This is a genomic window from Streptomyces sp. NPDC005551 (assembly GCF_042871785.1).
Classification (GTDB): Bacteria; Actinomycetota; Actinomycetes; order Streptomycetales; family Streptomycetaceae; genus Streptomyces.
In genome coordinates, this window is record NZ_JBIAJE010000003.1 from 867,854 (window position 1) to 884,149 (window position 16,296).

15 protein-coding genes are annotated in these 16,296 nt (G+C 73.4%); 10 read left to right on the forward strand and 5 right to left on the reverse strand.

Annotated elements, in window-relative coordinates; translation table 11 throughout:
* Positions 1-19: 19 nt before the first annotated feature.
* Positions 20-265, reverse strand: a complete 246-nt coding sequence (locus tag ACFYP4_RS12160) for a WhiB family transcriptional regulator (RefSeq protein ID WP_358851927.1) — start codon at positions 263-265, stop codon at positions 20-22.
* Positions 266-504: 239 nt separating this feature from the next.
* Here ACFYP4_RS12160 and ACFYP4_RS12165 point away from each other — a divergent pair, with 239 nt between their 5' ends.
* Positions 505-1,299 carry a VOC family protein gene (locus ACFYP4_RS12165; protein ID WP_358851928.1) on the forward strand — a complete coding sequence of 265 codons (795 nt, stop codon included), beginning with the start codon at positions 505-507 and terminating at the stop codon, positions 1,297-1,299.
* Positions 1,300-1,537: 238 nt separating this feature from the next.
* On the opposite strand, the gene ACFYP4_RS12170 is transcribed toward ACFYP4_RS12165, so the two are convergent.
* Positions 1,538-2,587, reverse strand: a complete 1,050-nt coding sequence (locus ACFYP4_RS12170; RefSeq protein WP_358851929.1) for a LacI family DNA-binding transcriptional regulator — start codon at positions 2,585-2,587, stop codon at positions 1,538-1,540.
* A 121-nt stretch (positions 2,588-2,708) separates the two neighbouring features.
* A complete protein-coding gene (gene ligD, locus ACFYP4_RS12175; RefSeq protein ID WP_388785000.1) occupies positions 2,709-3,725 on the reverse strand; it encodes a non-homologous end-joining DNA ligase in 1,017 nt (338 codons plus the stop codon).
* A gap of 74 nt (positions 3,726-3,799) precedes the next feature.
* Here ligD and ACFYP4_RS12180 point away from each other — a divergent pair, with 74 nt between their 5' ends.
* Entirely contained in the window at positions 3,800-4,870 is a 1,071-nt protein-coding gene (locus tag ACFYP4_RS12180; RefSeq protein ID WP_358851931.1) for an ATP-dependent DNA ligase, read from the forward strand.
* A gap of 149 nt (positions 4,871-5,019) precedes the next feature.
* Positions 5,020-5,994 carry a DUF3048 domain-containing protein gene (locus ACFYP4_RS12185; protein WP_358851932.1) on the forward strand — a complete coding sequence of 325 codons (975 nt, stop codon included), beginning with the start codon at positions 5,020-5,022 and terminating at the stop codon, positions 5,992-5,994.
* A 25-nt stretch (positions 5,995-6,019) separates the two neighbouring features.
* On the opposite strand, the gene ACFYP4_RS12190 is transcribed toward ACFYP4_RS12185, so the two are convergent.
* Positions 6,020-6,487, reverse strand: coding sequence for a MarR family transcriptional regulator (locus ACFYP4_RS12190; protein ID WP_358851933.1), 468 nt, complete (start codon positions 6,485-6,487; stop codon positions 6,020-6,022).
* A 245-nt stretch (positions 6,488-6,732) separates the two neighbouring features.
* On the opposite strand from ACFYP4_RS12190, the gene ACFYP4_RS12195 reads away from it, so the two are divergent.
* The 7 genes from ACFYP4_RS12195 to pcaD are packed head-to-tail and all read left to right on the forward strand — an operon-like array spanning position 6,733 to position 13,218.
* The gene (locus ACFYP4_RS12195) at positions 6,733-7,515 is read left to right on the forward strand and encodes a CoA transferase subunit A (protein WP_388785002.1); all 783 of its coding nucleotides are present in this window, start codon (positions 6,733-6,735) and stop codon (positions 7,513-7,515) included.
* On the forward strand, positions 7,515-8,159 hold the full coding sequence (locus tag ACFYP4_RS12200; protein ID WP_358851951.1) for a CoA transferase subunit B: 645 nt from the start codon (positions 7,515-7,517) through the stop codon (positions 8,157-8,159). Before ACFYP4_RS12195 ends, ACFYP4_RS12200 begins: the two co-directional genes overlap by 1 nt.
* On the forward strand, positions 8,156-9,358 hold the full coding sequence (locus tag ACFYP4_RS12205; protein WP_358851935.1) for a thiolase family protein: 1,203 nt from the start codon (positions 8,156-8,158) through the stop codon (positions 9,356-9,358). Before ACFYP4_RS12200 ends, ACFYP4_RS12205 begins: the two co-directional genes overlap by 4 nt.
* An 11-nt stretch (positions 9,359-9,369) precedes the next feature.
* Positions 9,370-10,140 (forward strand): protocatechuate 3,4-dioxygenase subunit beta, encoded by a 771-nt coding sequence (pcaH, locus tag ACFYP4_RS12210; protein WP_358851936.1) that lies wholly within the window; start codon positions 9,370-9,372, stop codon positions 10,138-10,140.
* Between the two features lie 5 nt (positions 10,141-10,145).
* Complete coding sequence (pcaG, locus tag ACFYP4_RS12215) at positions 10,146-10,709, forward strand: protocatechuate 3,4-dioxygenase subunit alpha (protein ID WP_358851937.1); 564 nt, start codon at positions 10,146-10,148, stop codon at positions 10,707-10,709.
* Positions 10,706-12,079 carry a 3-carboxy-cis,cis-muconate cycloisomerase gene (pcaB, locus tag ACFYP4_RS12220; protein ID WP_388785005.1) on the forward strand — a complete coding sequence of 458 codons (1,374 nt, stop codon included), beginning with the start codon at positions 10,706-10,708 and terminating at the stop codon, positions 12,077-12,079. The genes pcaG and pcaB overlap by 4 nt, the downstream gene beginning before the upstream one ends.
* A complete protein-coding gene (gene pcaD / locus ACFYP4_RS12225) occupies positions 12,076-13,218 on the forward strand; it encodes a 3-oxoadipate enol-lactonase (RefSeq protein WP_358851939.1) in 1,143 nt (380 codons plus the stop codon). Before pcaB ends, pcaD begins: the two co-directional genes overlap by 4 nt.
* Positions 13,219-13,374: 156 nt before the next feature.
* Here pcaD and ACFYP4_RS12230 read toward each other — a convergent pair whose 3' ends face one another.
* Positions 13,375-16,044 carry an AAA family ATPase gene (locus tag ACFYP4_RS12230; protein ID WP_358851940.1) on the reverse strand — a complete coding sequence of 890 codons (2,670 nt, stop codon included), beginning with the start codon at positions 16,042-16,044 and terminating at the stop codon, positions 13,375-13,377.
* Positions 16,045-16,296: the final 252 nt, after the last annotated feature.

The following is a 16,296-nucleotide window of genomic DNA, read 5'->3' on the forward strand; positions in this document are numbered from 1 at the left end:
CCCCGAGACCGGACCCCGGTCATTCCCGGGCGCGCCGGAGGCCGAGCCGCTCCTTCTCGGAGAGCCCGCCCCAGACTCCGAAGCGCTCGTCGTTGTTCAGCGCGTAGTCGAGACAGGCGGAGCGCATCTCGCACATGCCGCAGATGCGCTTCGCCTCCCGCACCGAGCTGCCCGGCTCGGGAAAGAAGAAGTCCGCTCCGGTCTGCGCGCAGAGCGCCTGCTCCCGCCATGCCGTGCGGGGCTCGATGATCGTGTCGATGTGCATGACGAGATCGTGCCGCGCGGTGAAAAACGTTCGATCAACGCCGGATCAACGGCTGCTCGGGAGCCCGGCGGATCACAGGCCGCTCCGCGGCCGGAGGGACCCCTGATGATGGCCCGGCCCGGCACACCGGCGCACGGCGGCGCGCGGAGGCGACCCGGCGGCGTCCCGGCGGCGGTTGTCAGTGGGCGGTGCAAGACTCGGCAGTGCAGGCGACGGGATCCCGCGAAGGAGGGCACATCATGCTCACCACCCGCTTTGTCGACGGCGCTCCGAACTGGCTCGATGTCGGCACGCCCGACATCGACGGTGCCACGTCCTTCTACGGAGGCCTCTTCGGCTGGCAGTTCCTGTCGGCGGGCCCCGAGGCCGGCGGCTACGGCTTCTTCCAGCTGGACGGCAGGACCGCCGCCGGCGGTATGCAGACCACCCCCGAGCAGGGCCCGCCGTCGTGGACGGTGTACTTCCGGAGTCCCGACGCACAGGCCACCGCCCAGGCGGTCGAGCGGGCGGGGGGCACCGTTCTCATGCAGCCCATGGACGTGATGGACGAGGGTCGCATGGCCATCCTCGCGGACAGGGCCGGGGTGCCCTTCGGTATCTGGCAGCCGGCCCGGCTCGACGGACTGGACGTGGCGGGAGACCCCGGCTCCCTGTGCTGGATCGAGCTCTACACCCAGGACGTCCCCGCGGCGGCCGCGTTCTACCACTCCGCCTTCGGCTGGAACACGTCGGCGGTGCCCTTCCCCGGCGGCACCTACACCTGCGTGAACCCGGCCGACACCGAGGAGGACGCCATGTTCGGCGGCGTCGTCCCGCTGGCCGACGATCCGACGGAGGCCGGGTCCGGCGCGTACTGGCTGCCGTACTTCGAGGTCACGGACACGGACGCGGTCGTCGCCCGGGCTCAGGAGCTGGGCGGCGAGGTCCGCACGCCCGCCACGGACATGGCGGGCGTGGGCCGCATGGCGAAGCTGGCCGATCCGTACGGGGCCCGCTTCGCGGTGATCAAGAGCGCGACACCGCAGCAGGACTGAATCCCGGCGGGCGACCGCTCTCCGCGTGGGCGCGCCGTCGAGGCGGTCGACGTCGCGGGCCAACTGCCGGTCCGCGACGGCGCCCCGGGCCGACGCGGCGCCGCGACCCGCGCCCTGGTACCGGCGGAACGCGGGGGCGGCGTCGTGGCCCGCCCCCGGATGCCAGGCTCCGGGTGCCGTCGAAGCGCGGGCCGACTGCCGGGTGCCGGCAGCGCCCCGGGCCGGTCCAGCGTGTCGTCTACGCGGAGGACCTGCGTACCAGCGTCGTCGGCAGGACCACGCTCGACGCCGCGCCCTCCGGGTCCCTGCCGCCGTCGCGGTCCAGGTTCCGCAGCAGCATCCGCGCCATCAGCCGGCCCATCTCCTCTATGTCCTGACGAACCGTCGTCAGCGGCGGGTCCGTCTGTTCGGCGACGGGCTCCATGTCGTCGAACCCGATCACGGCGACGTCCTCGGGCACGCGGCGGCCCTGTTCCCGCAGGACCCGCAACGCACCCGACGCGGTCAGGTCGTTGGCGGCGAACACCGCGTCCAGGTCAGGACGGCGCTCCAGCAGTTCCCGCATCGCGCGTTCGCCGCCGCCGGACGTGAAGTCGCCCTCCGCGACCAGCCGGGGATCGGTGTCGGCCCGGCCGTCCCGGAACCCGTCGAGCCGGTCCACCGCCGAGGTCTGGTCGAGGGGGCCGGTGATGTGCGCGATCCGGGTCCGCCCCAGCGCCACCAGGTGACGTACGGCCTGCCGCGCCCCGCCCCGGTTGTCGCTGTCGACGTAGAGGGGGGACGCCGAGCCGGGCGTCCCGTCGCCCCAGCCGGGCCGGCCGCCGAAGACGGTCGGCACGCCGGCGCCGAGGATCAGCTCGGGCAGTGGGTCGTCGAGGTGCAGCGAGAAGACGAGCGCGCCGTCGACATGGCCTCCGGCGAGATAGCGGCCGACGCGGGTGTGGTCGTCGCGTCCCTCCGTGAGCAGCAGGACGAGCTGCGTGTCGTGTGCCGTCAGTTCCTTGCTGATGCCGCGCAGTTGGAGCCCGAAGAAGGGGTCGGCGAAGACGCGGGTCTCCGGTTCCGCGATGACCACGGCGACGGCGTCGTGGCGCCGGGTGACGAGGCTGCGGGCGGCCTGGTTGGGCACGTAGCCGAGTTCCTCGACGGCCTGTCTGACCCGCTCGACCAGTGGTTCGCGCACGCCGTCACCGCCGTTGACGACGCGCGACACGGTGGCCCGGGAGACCCCGGCCCGGGCGGCCACGGCCTCCAGTGTGGGGCGCGACTCTGTCGTCGGCTCGGTCACCTCAGGGCTCCTCCTCGGCGGTTGCCGATCAGGATAGCCTCGCCGCCCCGACGCCGGGCCTGCCCCGGCCCGCACCGCCACCCGGTCCGCACGGGCGTGAGAACCGCCCGGGCGGACCGGTCTAGCCCTCCGTGTGTCTGGCGCGGCTCGGCTGCACGCGCTTCGGCTCGCCGGGCATCTTCGGGTACTCGGGGGGATACGGCAGATCGCCGAGGCCGTGGTCGTGTTCGTCCCGGCTGGCGAGTTCGAGCAGGGCCTCCAGGGAGAAGGCGTGGTCGTCCATGTCGGCGTGCACGTCGCCGAGTTCGGCGAAGCGTCCCGGCATGGTCGCCAGGTCGAAGTCGCGCGGCACGGCCGTGCCCACCTCGTCCCAGCGCAGCGGCGCGGACACGGGGGCGTGCGGGCGGGGGCGTACGGAGTAGGCGGAGGCGATCGTGCGGTCCCGTGCGGTCTGGTTGTAGTCGACGAAGATCTTCTCGCCGCGCTGCTCCTTCCACCAGGCCGTGGTCACCTGCTCGGGCATACGGCGTTCCAGTTCGCGCCCGGCGGCGATGGCGGCCCGGCGCACCTGGGTGAAGGTCCAGCGCGGCTCGATCGGCACGAAGACGTGCAGGCCCCGGCCGCCGGACGTCTTGGGCCAGCCGCGCAGGCCGCCGTACTCGTGGAGCACCTCGCGCAGCTCGTGGGCGGCGCGCACGGCGTCGGCGTAGTCCGTGCCGGGCTGCGGGTCGAGGTCGAGCCGGAGTTCGTCGGGATGGTCGACGTCACCGCCGCGCACCGGCCAGGGATGGAAGGTGAGCGTGCCGAACTGCGCGGCCCACAGGACCGCGCCGACCTCGGTCGGGCACATCTCGTCGGCGGTGCGGCCGCTGGGGAAGGCGATGTGCGCGGTCGGGATCCAGTCGGGCATGTTCTTGGGGGCCCGCTTCTGGAAGAACGACTCGCCGGTCACACCGTCGGGGTAGCGCTCCAGGGTGGTGGGGCGGTCGCGGAGTGCGCGGAGGATGCCGTCGCCGACGGCGAGGTAGTAGCGCGCGAGGTCCAGCTTCGTGAAGCCGCGCTCGGGAAAGAAGATCTTGTCGGGGCTGGACAGCCGCACCGTCCTGCCCGCCGCCTCGAGTTCCACCGCATCGCCCATGCGAGCCACGGTAGGCCTGGCGTACATACCTCGCACACCGGGCGAACCGGTGGGGTTGCCCGCAGAATCGGAGCATGGACCTGCCGGTGATGCCCCCCGTGAAGCCGATGCTCGCCAAGTCCGTGGCGACGATTCCGCCGGGCATGCAGTACGAGGCGAAATGGGACGGGTTCCGGGCCATCGTGTTCCGCGACGGTGCCGAGATCGAGCTCGGCAGCCGTACCGGCAAGCCGCTGACCAGGTACTTCCCCGAGCTGGCGGCGGCGTTGCGGGAGCGGTTGCCGACGCGCTGCGTGCTGGACGGCGAGATCGTGATCGCCAGGGGCGGGCGCCTGGACTTCGACGCGCTGACGGAGCGGATCCACCCGGCGGACTCTCGGGTGCGGATGCTGGCCGAGCGGACCCCGGCCTCCCTGGTGGTCTTCGACCTGCTGGCGCTGGCGGACGAGTCCCTGCTCGGCGTGCCGCTCACGGACCGGCGCACCCTCCTGACGACGGCACTGTCCGGAGTCGGCGCCCCGGTCCACGTCGCCCCGGCGACGACGGACATCGAGGTCGCCCGGCAGTGGTTCGAGCAGTACGAGGGGGCGGGTCTCGACGGGGTGATCGCCAAGCCGCCGACGGTCACCTACCGGCAGGACGAGCGCGCCATGTTCAAGATCAAGCACGAACGCACGGCGGACGTCGTGGTCGCGGGCTACCGCCTGCACAAGAGCGGGCCGGTCGTGGGCTCACTGCTGCTGGGTCTGTACGACGACCGGGGCGCGCTCCAGCACGTGGGGGTGTCCGCCGCCTTCCCGATGAAGCGCCGGGCGGAGCTGGTGGAGGAACTGGAGCCGCTGCGGATGCCGGACGTCGGCGCGCACCCCTGGGCGGCCTGGGCGGACGAAGCGGCGCACGAATCCGCGCGCCTTCCCGGAGCGCCGAGCCGGTGGTCGTCGAAGAAGGACCTGTCCTGGGTGCCGTTGCGGCCCGAGCGGGTGGCGGAGGTGGCGTACGACCACATGGAGAACGGCGCGCGGTTCCGGCACACGGCGCGCTTCCGCCGCTGGCGCCCGGACCGTACGGCCGAGAGCTGCACCTACGGGCAGCTGGAGGAGCCGGTGACCTACGACCTCTCGGAGATCCTCGGCCCGGACGCCTGAGGGGTGCGGCCCTTCGGGGCGCCGCGCCGCTGTCATCCGCTGGGCCGTTCGGCCCATCCGGCGCGCACATGCGGAAGAGATCGGGTATGGCCACCGATGAACGTATAAGCGCACAATCGACAGCACAGGACATGGTGGCCACGGTGGGCATGGGACAGAGGACACGGATGCGGCGCGGCATGACGACGGCGGCGCTGGTGGCCGCCGCGGTGACGGGTTCCCTGCTGGCGGGCTGCACCGGCGGCGGCGCGCCCGACGACGGGCGCGGGCGGCACGAGAAGCCGGCCCCCACCGAGGCCACCGAAGGGCCACACGATCCGGTGCTCGCGGTGAAGATCGACAACGCGAGCGACGCGCGGCCGCAGACGGGCCTGAACGCCGCGGACGTGGTGTACGCGGAGCAGGTCGAGGGCGGGCTGAGCCGGCTGATGGCCGTGTACGCGACCGAACTGCCCGAGGTGGTGGGCCCGGTGCGCAGTGCCCGCGAATCGGATCTGGAGCTGCTGCGCCAGTTCGACGAGCCGACGCTCGCCTTCTCCGGCGCGCAGCACAAGCTGCTGCCGCTGATCGACAAGGCGCCGCTGCGCGCGGTCCGCCCGGAGGAGAACTCCGCCGCGTACTTCCGCGGCACCGACAAGGCGGCTCCCCACAACCTCTACCTGCGCCCGCGGAAACTGATGGGCTCGGCGCCGGGCGCGGACGCCCTGACGACGGGTTTCCGCTACGGCGCGGCACCGGCGGGCGGCAGCCCGCAGGACGAGCGCACCGTCCGCTTCCCGGCGGCCCGCTTCACCTTCACCTGGTCAGCGGAGCGGGGGCGCTGGCTGGTGACCACGGACGGCAGGCCGACCGTGACGGCGGACGGCGTTCCGGTGGCGCCCGCGACCGTGGTCGTGCAGCACGTGCCCGTGCGGACGTCCCGGTTCCACGACTTCCTCGGGAACAGCACGCCGTACACGCAGACCGTCGGGTCGGGCAAGGCCGAAGTGCTGCGCGACGGGCAGGTGTTCGACGTCGACTGGCACCGGCGTTCGGCGGCGGACGGTACGCGGTTCACCACGGCGGACGGTACGCGGATGAACTTCGCGAAGGGCCAGGTCTGGGTGGTGCTCGCCCAGCAGTGAGGTGTGCCGCCCGGGGCAGGGCCGGTCAGGCCTCGTTCGCGGCGAGGGGCTCCGCCGGGTTGCGGAGTCCCTCGGCGGCGTCCGCGACCCGCCGGATGAGGTCGAAGAACCGGGTCTGCTCCTCGGCGGAGAGCGGGTTGAGGAAGACCTGGTTCATCCGGGCCGTGCGCACGGTCAGCTTCCGATGGGTGCGCAGGCCGTCGTCCGTGAGGCGCAGCAGGAAGCGGCGGCCGTCCTGCGGGTCGCGCACCTTGTCCAGCAGACCGCGGCGGCCGAGCCGGCTGATGACCTCGGCGATGGTGGACCGGTCGAGCCCCACCCGCTCCCCCACGGTGCGCTGGTCGAGGCCCGGCTCCGCGACGAGCGCGTTCAGGACCGCGAACTGCGGCGAGGTGATCTCCTCGGAGACCATCGTGTTCCACAGCAGGTAGTGCGCCTGCTGCAACCGCCGGGCGAGGTGCCCGGGATGGGTGGAGAGGTCCACCGCGGCCATGTGCGCTCCTCGGTCCGCGTACCCGCGGGCTGCCGCGACGTACGAGAGTCTCTTTCGTTGGTGCACTGAACAATACCCGCCCTCCGCTCTGACCTTCCGTGCCGCGTCGCGACGCACATGCCCACGCACAGCTGATGTCTTGACTGCCCGGGGATCCGATGGCAGCGTGTGGGACACCTCGCACAGATAATCAGTGCCCTGACTAATTGCGGCGCTGGATGCTCGGGAGAGATGGGGCTTCACGGATGGACAAGGTGGTCGCCACGGCCCTGGAGGCGGTGGCCGATGTGCCGGACGGCGCGACCCTGGCGGTCGGCGGTTTCGGCCTCAGCGGGGTGCCGGCGGTACTGATCGGGGCGCTGTACGAGCGCGGCGTGTCCGGCCTGGGCGTGGTGTCCAACAACTGCGGCGCGATGGAGTCCGGGCTCGCGGTCCTGCTCGCGGCGGGCCGGATCGCGCGCGTCACCGGCTCGTACATCGGCGCGAACAAGGAGTTCGCCCGGCAGTACCTGTCCGGTGAGCTGGAGGTCGAGATGATCCCGCAGGGGACGCTCGCCGAGCGGCTGCGGGCCGGCGGCGCCGGGATCCCCGCCTTCTACACCCCGGCCGGGGTGGGCACACAGGTCGCCGACGGCGGGCTGCCCTGGCGCTACGACGGCTCCGGCGGCGTCGCGCTGGCCTCGCCGCCCAAGGAGGTACGGGAGTTCGACGGCACGGAGTACGTGCTGGAGCACGCCATCCGCACCGACTTCGCGCTGGTCAGGGCCGCGAAGGGCGACCGGCACGGCAACCTCGTCTTCAACAAGTCGGCGCGGAACTTCAACCCCCTGGCCGCGATGGCCGGGCGGGTGACCATCGCCGAGGTGGAGGAGCTGGTGGAGCCGGGCGCGATCGACCCGGACGCCGTCCACCTCCCGGGCGTCTTCGTCCAGCGCGTCGTCGCCCTCACGCCCGGGCAGGCGAGCGCCAAGCCGATCGAGAAGCGGACGGTCTCGGCCCCCGCGACCGGCACGACGGTGGGTGCATGATGGCCTGGACCAGGGAGGAGATGGCCGCCCGGGCGGCCCGCGAGCTGCGGGACGGCCAGTACGTGAACCTGGGCATCGGACTGCCCACGCTGATCCCCAACCACCTCCCGCCCGGCGTGGAGGTGATCCTGGAGTCGGAGAACGGCATCCTGGGCACCGGGCCCTACCCCACCGAGGAGCAGGTCGACCCGGACCTGATCAACGCGGGCAAGGAGACCGTCACGGTCCTGCCCGGCGCCTCCTACTTCGACTCCGCGCTGTCCTTCGGGATGATCCGGGGCGGGCACATCGACGTCGCCGTGCTCGGCGCCATGCAGGTCTCCGCCCACGGCGACCTGGCCAACTGGGCGGTCCCCGGCAAGCTGATCACCGGCATCGGCGGGGCCATGGACCTGGTGCACGGCGCCCGCACGGTCATCGTCGTCATGACCCACACCGCCAAGGACGGCTCCCCCAAGATCCTTCAGGAGTGCACGCTGCCGCTGACCGGCAGGCGGTGCGTCGACCGTGTGATCACCGACCTCGGCGTCCTGGACGTCACCGAGGACGGCCTGGTGCTGGTGGAGAGCGCACCGGGCGTCACCGCCGAGGACATCGCCGCCAGAACCGCCGCCGAGGTTCGCCTGCCCGAGGAGAGCTCATGAGGGACGTCTACATCGTCGACGCGGTCCGCACACCGGTCGGCAGGTACAACGGGTCGCTGGCCGGCGTCCGCCCGGACGACCTGGCCGCCCACGCCATCCGCGAACTCCTCGCCCGGACACCCGGCCTGGACCCCTCGCGGATCGAGGACGTGTACTTCGGCAACGCGAACGGCGCGGGTGAGGAGAACCGCAACGTCGGCCGCATGGCCGCCCTGCTCGCCGGACTTCCCACCTCCGTGCCCGGCGTCACCGTCAACCGGCTGTGCGCCTCCGGCCTCGAAGCGGTCATCCAGGCCGCCCGCGCCATCGCGCTCGGTGACGCCTCCGTCGCCCTGGCCGGCGGTGTCGAGTCGATGACCCGCGCCCCCTACGTGCTGCCCAAGAACGACAAGGCCTTCCCGGCCGCCCACACCGAGCTCTACTCCACCACGCTGGGCTGGCGCATGGTCAACCCGCGGATGGAACCGCAGTGGACCGTCCCGCTCGGCGAGTCGGCCGAACTGATCGCCGAGAAGCACGGCATCACGCGTGAACGGCAGGACGAGTTCGCCCTGAACAGTCACCGCAAGGCCGCCGCGGCGCAGGCCGCGGGCCTGTTCGACACCGAGATCGCGCCCGTGCCGGTCCCCCGCCGCAAGGGCGACCCGGTCGCCTTCGCCGCGGACGAGTCCGTCCGCACGGACGCCTCCCTGGAGGCGATGGCCCGGCTCAAGCCGTCGTTCCGCACGGAGAACGGGACCGTGACGGCGGGCAACGCCTCCCCGCTCAACGACGGTGCCGCCGCCCTGCTCCTGGTGGACGAGGAAGGCCTGAAGGCCACCGGACGCGAACCCCTCGCACGGGTGAGCGCCTCCGGCGTCTCCGCGGTCGACCCGCACTACTTCGGACTCGCCCCGGTCGAGGCCGTCCACCGCGCGCTCGCCAAGGCGGGCAGGAGATTCAGCGACCTGTCGACACTGGAGCTGAACGAGGCCTTCGCCGCGCAGGTACTCGGCTGCGTCGCCGAATGGCCCGAGTTCGACCCGGCGGTCCTCAACCCGCGGGGCGGCGCCATCGCGCTCGGCCACCCGCTCGGCGCGTCCGGCGCCCGCCTCGCGGGCACCGTCGCCCACCAGCTCGCGGCCGCCGGCTCCGGCGTCGGCGTCGCCACCCTCTGCATCGGCGTGGGCCAGGGCCTCGCCCTCGTCCTCGAACGATAGGAAGTCGCCCCATGGCTCTCACCCAGTCGGACATCGACCTCGAGGTCGACGCACTCCAGGACGCCTACGACAAGGCACTCGCCGGCGGTGCGCCGGCCCGGCACCACCCGCCGCGCGGGTACGCCCCGTACCGCAGCTCGGTACTGCGCCACCCCAAGCAGCCGCTGATCGCCGTGAACGGCGGCGACCCCGAGACGGTCGAGCTGTCGGGTCCCGTCTTCGGCCCGACCGACACCACCGAGACCGACAACGACCTCACCGTCCAGCACCGGGGTGAGCCGCTCGGTGAGCGCATCACCGTCTCCGGCCGCATCCTCGACAGCGGCGGTCGCCCCGTACGCGGTCAGCTCGTCGAGATCTGGCAGGCGAACGCCTCCGGCCGCTACGCCCATCTGCGCGACCAGCACCCGGCGCCGCTCGACCCCAACTTCACCGGAGTGGGCCGGACCCTGACGGACCATCAGGGGCGCTACTCCTTCACGACGATCAAGCCGGGCGCGTACCCGTGGCGCAACCACACCAACGCCTGGCGGCCCGCGCACATCCACTTCTCGCTGTTCGGCACGGCGTTCACCCAGCGCCTGGTCACGCAGATGTACTTCCCGAACGACCCGCTGTTCCGCTACGACCCGATCCTGCGGTCCGTGACCGACGAGTCGGCGCGCGACCGACTGGTCGCCACGTACCGCCACGACCTGTCCCGACCCGAGTTCTCGCTCGGCTACGAGTGGGACATCGTCCTCGACGGTCCCTCCGCCACCTGGATCGAGGAAGGCCGTTGACCGCCATGAGCGAGAAGCCGCTCCCCACCCCCTCCCACACCGTCGGCCCGTTCTACGGGTACGCGCTGCCGTTCCCCGACGGCGGGCAGGTGGCGCCACCGGGGCACCCCGACACGATCACGCTGCACGGGTACGTGCTCGACGGCGCCGGCAGCCCGGTCCCCGACGCCCTCGTGGAGTTCTGGCAGGCGGCCCCCGACGGTTCGCTGACAGGCGCGCCCGGGTCGCTGCGGCGCGACCCGGTGACCGGCGGACACCTCGGCCGCAACGGCACCGACTTCACGGGCTTCGGCCGGGTCGCCACGGACGCCGACGGGCACTACGCCCTGCACACGCTGCCGCCCGGCAACCGCGGGCTGCCGTACATCAGCGTGTGCGTGTTCGCCCGCGGACTGCTGCACCACCTCTTCACCCGCGCCTATCTCGCCGAGGGCGCGGACCCGCTGCTCGACTCGCTTCCGGCCGAGCGGCGCGCCACGCTGATCGCGGCCGAGGGGGCGCACCGGACGTACCGTTTCGACATCCGTCTTCAGGGCGAAGGCGAAACGGTCTTCCTGGAGTTCCGGTGACAGCTGTCGACCCCGTCGAGTCCGACGCCGGCCTGCTCGCCCCCGGGTGGGCGGGGTCGGCGGCCCAGGCCGCCACCGGCGACACCGCGTATCTGCGGGCACTGCTCGACGCGGAGGCCGCCCTCACCCGCGCCCAGGCGTCGCTCGGGCTCGTCCCGGCGCGGGCGGCCGCCGCGGTGGACGCGGCGGCCGACGCCGCGCGCTTCGACGTGCGGTCGATCGCGCTGCGCGCCCGGTCCGGCGGCAACCCGGTGATTCCCCTGGTCGCGGACCTGACCAAGGCGGTCGGCGAGGAGTTCGGGCCGTATGTCCACCGCGGCGCGACCAGCCAGGACATCGTCGACACGGCCACCATGCTGGTGGCCTCGCGCACGCTGGATCCCGTCCTGGCCGACCTGGAACGTACGCAGTCGGCGCTGGCCCGGCTCGCCGCGCGGCACCGGGACACCGTGCTGCCCGGACGGACGCTCACCCAGCACGCCGTGCCGACGACCTTCGGTCTGAAGGCCGCGGGGTGGCGGTCGCTGGTGCTGGACGCCAGGGACCGGGTCTCGGCCGTACGGGACTCACTGCCCGCCCAACTCGGCGGCGCCGCGGGTACCTTGGCCGCGTTCACGGCGTTCGGGACCGAGTCGGCGGAAGCCGGAGGCGGGCGCGTGCCCGGTGACCCCCGGGCGCTGACGGCGGCGTACGCCTGTGAACTCGGCCTGGCGGAACCGCTGTTGCCGTGGCACACCCTGCGTACACCGGTCGCGGACCTGGCCGGGGCGCTGGCGTTCACGGCCGGTGCGCTCGGCAAGACCGCCGCCGACGTGCTCACGCTGTCCCGTACCGAGATCGGTGAGCTGGCGGAGGGCATCGGTGGCGGCTCCTCGGCCATGCCGCACAAGGCGAACCCCGTGCGGGCGACGCTGGTGGCCGCCGCGGCCCGGCGGGCGCCGCACCTCGCGGCCACCCTCTACGCGGCGATGGCCGCCGAGGACGAGCGTCCCGCGGGCGCGTGGCACTCCGAGTGGGAGCCCCTGCGTGACCTGCTGCGGGCGGTCGGCGGCGCGGCCCGTGACGCCGCCGAACTGACGGAGGGCCTCCAGGTCAACACGGACGCCATGCGCGCGCACCTGGGACTCACCCGCGGCCTGATCGTCTCCGAGCGGCTCGCCGCCGAACTCGCCCCCGTCCTCGGCCGGACCCGCGCCAGGCAGCTGCTGACCCGGGCCGCCGAACGGACCGTCACGGAGGACCGGCCGCTGCTCGACGTCCTCCGTGAGGAACCCGACCTCGCGGACCTCGACCTCGCGGACCTCACCGACCCCGCCCGCTATTCCGGCGCCGCCGGAGCCCTCACCGACCGTGCCCTGGAGCGATCTTGACCACCGAGCCGTCCCGGCCGCTGCCGCACCACCGCGCGGAGGGATCCGGTACGGCTCCCCCGCTGCTTCTCGGGCCGTCGCTCGGCACGTCGACCGCGCTGTGGGACCGGGTCGCGCCCGAACTGTCCGTCACCCACCGGGTGATCCGCTGGGACCTGCCGGGCCACGGAGGCTCCCCCGCGTCGCTGATCGGTCCCGGCGCGACGGTCGCCGACCTGGCCGGGCTGGTGCTGGCCCTCGCCGACTCCCTCGGCATCGACCGGTTCGCGTACGCCGGTGTGTCCCTGGGCGGCGCGGTCGGACTCCACCTCGCCGTGCACCACCCCGACCGGGTGTCGTCCCTCGCCGTCATCTGCTCCTCGGCCCACTTCAACGGCGCGAAGCCGTGGCGGGAGCGGGCCGAGCTGGTCCGCCGGGACGGCCTCGCGCAGCTCGCGGCGACCGCCGACGCACGCTGGTTCACCCCGGGGTTCACGGTCCCGCGGCTCGTCGAGGACCACCGGAACGCGGACCCGTCGGCGTACGCGGCCTGCTGCGACGCGCTCGCCGCCTTCGACCTGCGCGACCGGCTGGCGTCGATCCGCGTCCCGACCCTGCTGATCGCGGGCCGCGAGGACCCGGCGACTCCGCCGGCGCAGCTGCGCGAGATCGCGGACGCGGTCCCCGGCTCCTCGCTCACCGAGCTGGCGGGAGCCTCGCATCTGGCGCCGGCGGAGCGCCCTGAGGCCGTGCTGGCCGCCCTGCGCGGGCACCTCGGGGGTGCGGCAGGGCGCGGTATGGAGGTGCGCCGCGAGGTCCTCGGCGATGCGCACGTGGACCGCGCCCAGGCCCGGCAGACCCCCTTCACCGCCCGTTTCCAGGACTTCATCTCGCGCTACGCGTGGGGCGAGATCTGGACCGACCCGACACTGTCCCGCCGCGAGCGCAGCATGATCACACTGACGGCCCTGGTGGCGCACGGCCACCACGACGAGCTGGCGATGCACGTCCGGGCGGCACGGCGGAACGGGCTGACTCCGCAGGAGATCGGGGCGGTGCTGCTGCAGAGCGCGGTGTACTGCGGTGTCCCGGCCGCCAACGCGGCCTTCGCGGTCGCCCAGCGGGCCTTGGCCGAGGAGGACGCGGACGGGACCTGCTGACCGCGGCGCTGTTTCCCGTGGAGGGCCGGTCCGGCGACCCGTCATGGACCCGGCCGGCGGACCACCGCGGGGTGCCTCGGAGCGGAGAGCCGCGCGGCACCCGGGCCCGGAGAGCCGCAGGACACCCCGGGCCGGACCACCGCGGGGTGCCGTGGGCTACAGCCCCCGCAGGGCCTGTTCCGCCTTTCTCACCAGGCCGTCCGCCGCGCAGGAGCGTGCCAGGGTCAGGCCCTTGTGGAGTTCGGCGGCCGAGCGGGACGCGATGCCGTACTCGACGCGGGCCGCCGCGTGCTCGAACTGGCAGGGCGAGGCTTCGAGATAGGCGACCGCCTGGGCCGCCAGCCGTACCGCGCGCTGGCCCGACTCCAGGGACGCCGCGCAGCGGAGCGCCTCCCCGATGGCGGTGTCCGTGCCGAAGCGCTCGGCCTGCCGACGGGCCTCGCCGGCCAGCGCGGCGGCGCGCACCGGGTCGTCGGCGGCCAGCGCCCTGGCGAGGTCGACGGCCCACGGGGCCAGCACCGTGTTGTGGTGACCGCGCGAGGTGGCCGCCTTCTCCGCGGCCTCCAGTTCGTTGACGCCTTCCTTGGTGCGGCCGAGCGCGAGCAGCAGCCGGCCGCGTACGGAACGGGTGTCGGGCAGCACGATGGTGGACGGGTACGGAGGCGCGAATCCGTACCGCTCGGCGATCTCCTCCGCCTCGTCGACATGGCCGCGGGCGAGCAGCGTGTCGATGAGGCCGCAGGTCGCCGACCAGTACAGGGGCAGTCCGCGCCCGACGCGTTCGGCGAGGCGCAGGGATTCGCGCTGGGAGGCCTCGGCGTCGGCCAGCCTGCCGCGCCTGCGGTGCGCCAGGCCGAGGTAGGCGTGGGCCAGCGCCAGGTGGCCGCCGCTCCAGCCGGCCGTCTCGTAGGCACGCAGGGCCTCGCTGAAGAGGCTCTCGGCACGGTCGAGCCGGTCCGCGTAGGCGTACGAGCTGCTCAGCATCATGAGCAGCTCGATGCCCCACTCGGTGTCGGTCCAGCCGAGTCCGGGCGCGAGACGGCCGTTGACGAGGGCGCGGTCGCAGAGTTCCACGACCTCTTCGGCGTTCTCGCCGTGCATCATCGCGTCGAAGCCGCGCAGGATGAGCAGGGCGCGCTCGGAGTTGTCCCGGCCGGTGCACGTCCTGACGAGTTCGGCGAGGCCGCGGGAGCCGCCGGAGGAACCGTCCTCACCCGCGTGGATGCCTTCCCACATGTAGTGCACGGCCTGGAGCCGCATGCGGGCGGGCCCCGGCTCCAGCCGGGCGACCTCGGCGTCGACCGTGCGGACGGCCTCCTCCAGCTGGTCGTTGTGGAGCAGGGCCTGCGAGAGACGGAAGACGGCGTCCACCCGCAGCTCACCCTCGAGACCCCGCATCTGCAGCGCCGAACGCAGATGACCGATGGTCCTGGCGGGTGCGGTCAGCAGCGTGGCGCAGCCCAGTTCGTAGAGCACGCGCGCGTGGGTGTCCGGCAGCGGGGGCTCCAGGAGAGCGCGCTCCAGGCACCGGCGGGCCGCGTCGGGCGCGCCGACCGCGAGGTGTTCGCGGGCGGCCTCGCGTAACTGCTCGACCAGCTCCGGGTCGTCGTCCGGGTGGACTTCGAGGAGGTGGCGGGAGGCCGCGGCGGCGCCGCGTCCCGAGTCCGTGACGGCCCACGCGGCCTGCCCGTGCATCGCGGTGCGCAGGGCGTCGGGGATCGAGCGGTAGACGGCGCTGGCGATCAGCGGGTGCACGAACTCCAGGTCGCCTTCGGGAAGCTGGCCGTTCGCGGATTCGGAGGCGGTCAGGATGCGGGCGGCGCCGAGCAGTTCGGCGCAGCGCAGCGCGTCCTCGCGGGGCATCCCGGCGAGCTGGGCGGCGAGGTCCAGGGAGATCCCGGTGCCGAGGATCGCGGCCGCCCAGGCGAAGCGGGTGGCGTCGATGCCGAGTCCTTCGAGCCGGGCGACGAGGCCGCGGCCGCGTGCCGAGCGGTTCAGGGCGCGCAGTTCGGCGGCGGAGGCCTCGACCGGGTCGAGGTCGCTGTCCTGGACCTTGGCGAGGAGTTCCACGGTCTCGTACGGGTTGCCGCCGGTGACCGCCCAGACCTCCCGGCAGAACGGCGCGTCGGCGTGCTCGCCGAGCGTGGCCCGGGTGAGTCCGGCCGCCGCGTCGGGGGTCAGTGCGCTCAGCCGGGTGACCGGGCGGGCCGCGGCGGCGACCGTGTCGAGGTGGCGGGCGCTCTCCCCGCTCACCTCGCCGGGCCGGCGGGCGACCACGACGAGGACGGACAGGTCGTCGAGACGCTCGGCGAACGCGGCCAGCCAGCGCAGCGTCTCCTGGTCGGCCCAGTGCGCGTCGTCGATCAGCAGCACGAGGGGCCATTCGCGCCGGGCGAGCCGCCGGACCGCCGCGACCAGTCCGTCGCAGACGCCCTGCGGATCGGGCTGTCGGTCGCCGGGATCGGTCACGCCGAGCGCGGGTCCGGCGATGTCGTACCAGTCGCCCAGGTACTCGCGCGCCTCCTCGGGCAGCAGCGAGACGAGGGCGGGCTGCAGCAACTGGCGTACGACGTTGAAGGGGACGGACGTGACGGTCTCGCCGCCGCGGGCCGACCACACCGTGCAGCCGCTGCTCTCCGCGAGGCGACGGGTCTCGGCGAGCAGGGCGGTCTTGCCGAGCCCCGCCTCGCCGGTGAACACCAGCAGACTTCCCGAGGACGCCGAGTCCGCGCGCAGGGCGGTGATCGCCCGCCGGACCGTGGCGAGTTCCTCGTCGCGCTCCCACAGGGAGGCCGAGGCGGCCACCTGGGGCCGTGCCTCCGTCATCCCGCTACCTCCCCAGGTCGCCCAAACGACGTACGAAGAACGAGCCTAGCCGCCCGGCGGCCGAAGTGGAGGCCGGTCAGGGCAGCTGTTGCCGCCACGGGTGACGGTGTGGGTCCGAAGGCGACGCGCGAGGGTCGCGACCAGCGCCCTGGAAGTTATTGACAGTCATATCCATGAAACTGAAGCTTGTTTCCGGCGTGGACGGGACCGGTCCGCGTCGGCGCGGCCGGTCCGGGCCGGCCGCGGGAGGAT

Excerpts from the sequence above, each read along its gene's own strand:
- ACFYP4_RS12160 (WP_358851927.1), bottom strand. The coding sequence starts at position 265 with ATGCACATCGACACGATCATCGAGCCCCGCACGGCATGGCGGGAGCAG.
- ACFYP4_RS12165 (WP_358851928.1), top strand. The coding sequence starts at position 505 with ATGCTCACCACCCGCTTTGTCGACGGCGCTCCGAACTGGCTCGATGTC.
- ligD (WP_388785000.1), bottom strand. The coding sequence starts at position 3,725 with ATGGGCGATGCGGTGGAACTCGAGGCGGCGGGCAGGACGGTGCGGCTG.
- ACFYP4_RS12180 (WP_358851931.1), top strand. The coding sequence starts at position 3,800 with ATGGACCTGCCGGTGATGCCCCCCGTGAAGCCGATGCTCGCCAAGTCC.
- ACFYP4_RS12185 (WP_358851932.1), top strand. The coding sequence starts at position 5,020 with ATGGGACAGAGGACACGGATGCGGCGCGGCATGACGACGGCGGCGCTG.
- ACFYP4_RS12190 (WP_358851933.1), bottom strand. The coding sequence starts at position 6,487 with ATGGCCGCGGTGGACCTCTCCACCCATCCCGGGCACCTCGCCCGGCGG.
- ACFYP4_RS12195 (WP_388785002.1), top strand. The coding sequence starts at position 6,733 with ATGGACAAGGTGGTCGCCACGGCCCTGGAGGCGGTGGCCGATGTGCCG.
- ACFYP4_RS12200 (WP_358851951.1), top strand. The coding sequence starts at position 7,515 with ATGGCCTGGACCAGGGAGGAGATGGCCGCCCGGGCGGCCCGCGAGCTG.
- ACFYP4_RS12205 (WP_358851935.1), top strand. The coding sequence starts at position 8,156 with ATGAGGGACGTCTACATCGTCGACGCGGTCCGCACACCGGTCGGCAGG.
- pcaH (WP_358851936.1), top strand. The coding sequence starts at position 9,370 with ATGGCTCTCACCCAGTCGGACATCGACCTCGAGGTCGACGCACTCCAG.
- pcaG (WP_358851937.1), top strand. The coding sequence starts at position 10,146 with ATGAGCGAGAAGCCGCTCCCCACCCCCTCCCACACCGTCGGCCCGTTC.
- ACFYP4_RS12230 (WP_358851940.1), bottom strand. The coding sequence starts at position 16,044 with ATGACGGAGGCACGGCCCCAGGTGGCCGCCTCGGCCTCCCTGTGGGAG.